The organism is Dokdonella sp., from assembly GCF_049593775.1.
Lineage (GTDB): Bacteria > Pseudomonadota > Gammaproteobacteria > Xanthomonadales > Rhodanobacteraceae > Dokdonella.
The window spans coordinates 1-6,314 of record NZ_JBAWHJ010000316.1 but is presented as its reverse complement, the minus strand read 5'-3'; the positions used below and the strand labels follow the sequence as shown (position 1 = coordinate 6,314).

Genomic DNA, 6,314 nt, shown 5'->3' with positions numbered 1-6,314 from the left:
GCTTCACGATGAGCCTCTTCATCGGCCTGCTCGCATTTGCCAACCACCCCATCCTGCAGAGCGAAGTCAAGGTCGGCATCCTTGGCGGATCCCTGGTCGCAGGAATCCTGGGATTCATCGTGTTGCGACTGTCGGGCTCAAAAACCGAGCCCGAGCGTCAAGCCGCAGACTGAGCAGGTTTTCGCTGCTGCGCGTTGTCCACCATGAGGGCGTGTTTCGCGCTCCTTATCGATGAGCGAGCTGGAAACCGATTGACTGATTCCCGGCGCGTTCCTGTTGCAGGAGAGTGAACATGTCATTTTCGAATCGATTCGGCCTGGCCATGCTTCAGGGCGCGCTGGGGCTTTTCATCTGGGCGACGCCATCGGCAGCGCACGATGTGAAAGGTCCTGCCCCCAGCGCCGGCCTCGGCGCGCTGGAGTTCCCTACGTCCTCGACATCGGCGCAGGCGCAGGCCGCGTTCGAACGTGGCGCGCTGTTGTTGCATCTGTTCGAGTATGAAGACGCGGCGCTTGAATTCGTGAAAGCGCAATCCTTGCAGCCCGATTTCGTCATGGCGGTATGGGGCGAGGCGATGACGCACAATCATCCGCTGTGGAATCAGCTTGATGAGGCAGCGGGCCAAAAGGCGTTGGCAAAACTCGGGAAGACTCCGGCGGAACGGGCCGCCAAGGCCAGCAACGCCAGGGAGAAAGGCTATCTCGAAGCGGTTGAGATTCTCTATTCCGGTGATGGCACCAAGCCAGCCCGCGACGAACGCTATCTCGGTGCGATGAAGAAGCTTGCCGAGTCGTACCCGGACGACAACCAGGCCCAACTGTTCCATGCGCTCGCCCTGCAAGGGCGTACCCAGGGTGTGCGCAACGTGCCCGACTACCTGCGGGCAGCCGAGATTTCCAAACGGGTCTTCGTGAAGAATCCGCTGAATCCTGGCGCGGCGCATTACTGGATCCATGGAATGGACGATCCGGAGCATGCCGAGGGTGCTATCGAGGCGGCACGCGCGCTGTCGAAGATTGCTCCGGACGCAGGCCATGCCCAGCACATGACATCGCACATCTTCATCGCGCTCGGCCTCTGGGATGATCTCGTGCAGGCCAACGAAGAAGCGACGCGGGTTCTCTACGCGCATGCCCGCGCCAACGGCAAACCGGTCCTGCGCTGCAACCACTACAGCGAGTGGCTGGAATACGGCTACTACCAGCAGGGCCGTCATCGCGAAGCCGACCAACTGCTGCTTTCCTGCGACAAGAGCGGCAAGGCCGCGTTGGCCGAACTCAAGGGCAAGGTCGGCGAAGCCAGATTGGCCGAACGCTACGCCGGATCCCTGCCGACCATGCGGGCGACAGCCATCATCGAATCGGGCAATTGGGACGGCATGGCGGTAAAGCTGGCCATGCCGGAGATGCAGCAGATCTACGCGCAGGCGGCAACGTTGTTCACCAATGGCTATGCTGCTGCCGGGCGCGGCAATCTTGCTGCGGCAGATTCTGCATTGTCATCCCTGATGGAACTCATCGCATCAAACCAGTCGGATCCCGGGTTTCTGGCACTGCCTGACTACCTGGCGATTTTTCGCGACGACCTTGAAGCAGTCATTGCGTACAAGCGGGGTGAAACCGAAAAGGCCATGGCGCTGGTTCGCGGCGCGGCCGCACGCCTGCAAGGCATGGCTTTTGATTTCGGCCCGCCGCCATCGGTGAAATTGCCGCAGGAATTGCTGGGTGAAATGCTACTTGCCGATGGCAAGCCGGGTGAAGCGGCGGCGGCATTCACTGCGTCACTCAAGCTGGCACCGCTTCGGGCGATGTCCATGCTGGGTCTGGCGCGGGCGGAGGCTGCTGCCGGGAATACACAGGCGGCTGCAGAGACCTACACCAGGCTCGTGGCCATCTGGCATTCGGCAGATTCTGAGCTGCCTGGCTTGCTCGAGGCGCAAAAATTCCTCGAGCAGCATCCTCTGTAAACTACCAGGGTCTGTCTGCGGGCCGCGATACCCAGCTTGCGCCTTGATCGGCGATGGCTCACATCGCGACCACGTAGCATGTGCGTTCCGAACTCGTTGCCTGCGTGGACTCCCTTGCCAACCACACCCTTGCGCCGATGACATCCGCCGAATTCAGAAAACGCGTTGAGTTCGAGTTGGCGGCAGGGCGCATGCAGGCAGCCTTGGCGGTGATCGCCGAATGGCGATTGCAGGACGCCGGGGAGTTAGAACCCGAATTGCTGCACGTGCGAATTGAGCTGGGCAGCGGACAATTCCGTGAAGCCCGTGATCGAATCATCCGGGCCGTTGCCACGCTCCGGTGTCCCGCACGGCTGGTCCTGGAAACCATCCGCTACCTGCGTCTTTTTGTTGCCCACGACGCGATGATTTCCTGGGCTGCCGGATTTCCGGATCGTGCGCAGATTCCTGCCCTTGACCAGTCCGAAAGCGCGAAAATTCTCAGCGCCATCGGAGCCCAGGAGCTCGCAATGGTCTGGGTCGCCGAGGCCATGGGCAAGGCGCCGGGAAACGAGTCTTGCCGCAGCACCTCCGCCCTGATTCGCAGCTTTGATGGCGACTTCGACGCTGCCCGTGATGAGCTGGAGGTTGTCGCTGCGAAGCCGCACGGCCTTGCCATGGCTCATTGGCAGTTGGCTCAGCTTGGTCGGCAGACTGCCGAGTCAAACCATGTGGATCGATTGCGCGAGCGCGCATGCCTGTGCCCCGATGCGCGTGATCGTGCATTCCTCGATTTCGCCTTGTTCAAGGAGCTGGATGATCTGGGCGATGTCGATGCGGCCTGGTCGGCGCTTGCTCATGGATGCCAGGTGACGCGCAACCGCCTGCCGTACAACCGCGTGGCGCGTGAGCGCCTGTTTGCGTCGATCAGGAACCGGTTTCCGCTGCAGCTCGAAACCGAGACATCCATCGAAGCAGGTCCGGAGCCGATATTCATCGTCGGCATGCATCGCTCGGGAACCACCCTGGTCGAACGTATCCTTGGCGCCCATGCCGACGTATTCGCCTATGGGGAATCGCAGCGCTTGAGCAACGCCTTGCGCCTCGCCGCCAATCGCTATTGCACGCAGTTGCTTGATGCCGAACTGGTTGCGAATGCAGGCCGGTTGGACTATTCGAAGGTCGCGCAGGATTTCCTGTCAGAGGGCAGGGCGCGATTCGGCGCGGCGAGGTACGTGACTGAAAAGATGCCAGGCAATTTCCAGCTCATCGGTTTCATTCGTAGTGCACTGCCACAGGCGAAAGTCATTCACGTCTGTCGTGATCCGAAGGACCTGTGCTTCGCGAATCTTCGCGAGTATTTCGTCGATGGTGTTCGCTACAGCAACTCGATGGACGATGTCGCCCATTTTCATGGTCAGTACCGTGGCCTCATGCAGCACTGGCACGCCAGCTATCCGGGTTTCGTAATCGATGTGCACTACGAAAATCTGGTCCGCGATCCGGATTCAGAATCGAAACGACTTTATGATTTCTGCGGCTTGCAATGGAGCCCGCAAGCAGTCGATGTTTCGGCGACTGACGGCAAGGCAGTCAACACCTTGAGTGCGGTACAGGTGCGGGGATCCATCAATACGCGAAGCATTGGTCGCTGGAAGCCGTATGCGCACTGGCTGCAACCGCTTCTGGCTCAGCTGGAAGCGGACGGGGCTAGCATCTAGGCCGGCCAGGGCACGGGATTCCCGGCCAAGCCATCATTGCGGCTTCGGAATATCCGGATTGCTGCGCCTTGCCTGTCCGCCCATGTTGCCGGATCCGAGGCTGCATGTACGGAAAGGTCTCCCGATGCCGGGCAGGCCAGACTTCGGTAGGGTAAAATGGCGGCTTTTACGGGAGATTCCATGAGCGAGCTGCCCTCTGCCGGCGCCCGGTTCCGCGCCGCCGTCCGCGACGAACATCCATTGCAGGTGGTCGGAACGATCACTGCCTACGCAGCACGCATGGCCAAGCGCAGTGGATTCCGCGCGATCTATCTTTCCGGTGGTGGTGTTGCCGCCAACTCGCTGGGCATGCCGGATCTTGGCATCAGCTCGATGGAAGATGTGCTGACCGATATCCGTCGCATTACCGATGTCTGCGATCTTCCCTTGCTGGTTGACGTTGATACAGGCTGGGGCGGTGCCTTCAACATCGCGCGCACCGTACGCTCGCTGATCAAGGCGGGCGCAGGCGCCATGCATATCGAGGATCAGGTCGCCACCAAACGTTGCGGGCATCGGCCCGGCAAGGCGATTGTTGCGAAAGACGAGATGGTGGATCGGATCAAGGCGGCGGTCGATGCCAGACACGATCCGGGGTTCGTGATCATGGCGCGCACTGACGCGATTGCCGTCGAAGGGCTTGAGCCGGCGATCGAGCGTGCCGTCGCCTGCGTCGAGGCCGGCGCTGACATGATTTTTCCGGAGGCAATCTACACCCTTGAGCAGTATCGACAGTTCAAGGATGCGGTGAAGGTGCCGATCCTGGCCAACATCACCGAGTTTGGGCAGACCCCGTTGTTCACCACGGATGAACTCGGATCGGCCGGTGTCGATATTGCTCTGTATTGCTGTGGTGCCTATCGGGCCATGAACAAGGCGGCGCTCAATTTCTACGAGACGGTGCGTCGCGATGGCACGCAGAAGGCGGCTGTGCCGAGCATGCAAACGCGTGCGGAGTTATACGACTATCTCGACTACCACGCTTACGAGGAAAAACTCGACTCCTTGTTTGCCCAGGGCAAATCGGATGACTGAAGGCGTGCCTGGGTCCGGTCAGCAGGCAACAGGGCAGGCCTTGGCGGATCGCCCTGCACGCAACTGGGATGCCGTCACGGCGATGGTCGCGATCTTCATCGGTGTGCTCGCACTCGTGGTGTCGGCTTATACCGCGTACCTGCAGCGCCAGCAGGTGCGCGCCGAAGTCTGGCCCAACCTGCTGACGGGATTCTACGACCCGGACCAGGCCATCGGCGTCCACAACAAGGGCGTAGGGCCTGCGATTGTCAGTTCGGTCCAAGTCTGGGTCGATGACAAGCCACAGCGCAACTGGGCCGGGGTCCTGACTGCACTCGACCTTCCTGCCGAGGGTTACATTGTTTCTACGGTCAGCAACACGGTCATCAGTCCGGGCGAGCGCGTACTTGCCATCAAGCTAGCCGACACTTCGACCTGGCAAGCATTTCGAACCGGGATGGCTGCTCGAGTACGCAGCGCAATTTGCTATTGCTCGACACTTGGCGAGTGCTGGCTGCAGTCCGATCGCGCGGTGGAGCGGATTCCAGGTCAGGTAGGCCTTGACCAGTGTCCAGCGGTGGTCGAGAGCGAGTCCTTCACGGACTGACCAACAATCATTTATCAATCCGGCGCACTGCTGCGCGGATCCCATTGGAGAAAGCCATGACCGAACCAGCGACCCCGTTCAAACCCAAGAAGTCCGTCGCCCTGTCCGGAGTCGCTGCCGGCAATACCGCGCTATGCACGGTCGGCAAGACCGGCAATGATCTTCACTACCGCGGCTACGACATCCTCGATGTCGCCACGACTTGCGAGTTCGAGGAGATTGCCCACCTGCTCGTGCATGGCAGCTTGCCGACGCAAGCGGAACTCGACGCGTACAAGAGCAAGCTCAAGGCGCTGCGCGGCATTCCGGCGGCGCTGAAGACTGCCCTGGAGCAATTGCCCGCCTCGACACATCCGATGGATGTCATGCGAACCGGCGTTTCCGTGCTCGGATGCGTGTTGCCGGAGAAAGATGACCACAATCATCCCGGTGCGCGTGACATTGCCGACCGACTGATGGCATCGCTGGGTTCGATCCTGCTCTACTGGTATCACTTCGCGGTCAATGGCAAGCGCATCGATGTCGAGACCGACGACGATTCGATCGGCGGGCATTTCCTGCATCTGTTGCACGGTGAAGCACCGCGTGAGTCATGGGTGCGGGCCATGCACACTTCGCTGGTTCTCTACGCCGAGCACGAGTTCAATGCCTCGACGTTTGCCTCACGGGTGATCGCCGGAACCGGCAGCGACATGTACTCGAGCATCGCCGGAGGCATTGGCGCGTTGCGTGGACCGAAGCACGGCGGGGCCAACGAAGTCGCGTTCGAGATCCAGAAGCGCTACGAGACGCCTGACCAGGCCGAGGCAGATATCCGGGAGCGCGTCGGCAGGAAGGAAGTGGTGATTGGCTTCGGCCATCCGGTCTACACGGTCAGCGATCCGCGCAACGTCGTTATCAAGGAGGTCGCCCGCGAGCTGTCGGCCGAGCAGAAGAACATGAAGATGTTCGATATCGCCGAGCGCCTCGAATCGACGATGTGGGAAAT

6 protein-coding genes are annotated in these 6,314 nt (G+C 60.8%); all 6 read left to right on the top strand.

Annotated elements, in window-relative coordinates:
• Positions 1 to 8 precede the first annotated feature (8 nt).
• Positions 9 to 173, top strand: coding sequence for a Na+/H+ antiporter NhaA (locus tag WBP53_RS10985; protein WP_423928845.1), 165 nt, complete (start codon positions 9 to 11; stop codon positions 171 to 173).
• Between the two features lie 119 nt (positions 174 to 292).
• Positions 293 to 1,966 (top strand): hypothetical protein, encoded by a 1,674-nt coding sequence (locus WBP53_RS10980; RefSeq protein ID WP_423928843.1) that lies wholly within the window; start codon positions 293 to 295, stop codon positions 1,964 to 1,966.
• Positions 1,967 to 2,103: 137 nt separating this feature from the next.
• Positions 2,104 to 3,666, top strand: a complete 1,563-nt coding sequence (locus WBP53_RS10975) for a sulfotransferase family protein (protein WP_423928842.1) — start codon at positions 2,104 to 2,106, stop codon at positions 3,664 to 3,666.
• Positions 3,667 to 3,846: 180 nt separating this feature from the next.
• Complete coding sequence (gene prpB, locus WBP53_RS10970; RefSeq protein ID WP_423928840.1) at positions 3,847 to 4,740, top strand: methylisocitrate lyase; 894 nt, start codon at positions 3,847 to 3,849, stop codon at positions 4,738 to 4,740.
• A 40-nt stretch (positions 4,741 to 4,780) separates the two neighbouring features.
• Complete coding sequence (locus tag WBP53_RS10965) at positions 4,781 to 5,326, top strand: hypothetical protein (protein WP_423928838.1); 546 nt, start codon at positions 4,781 to 4,783, stop codon at positions 5,324 to 5,326.
• 56 nt (positions 5,327 to 5,382) lie between these two features.
• Positions 5,383 to 6,314: bifunctional 2-methylcitrate synthase/citrate synthase (prpC, locus tag WBP53_RS10960; RefSeq protein ID WP_423928836.1), on the top strand; the 932-nt coding region annotated here is incomplete at its 3' end.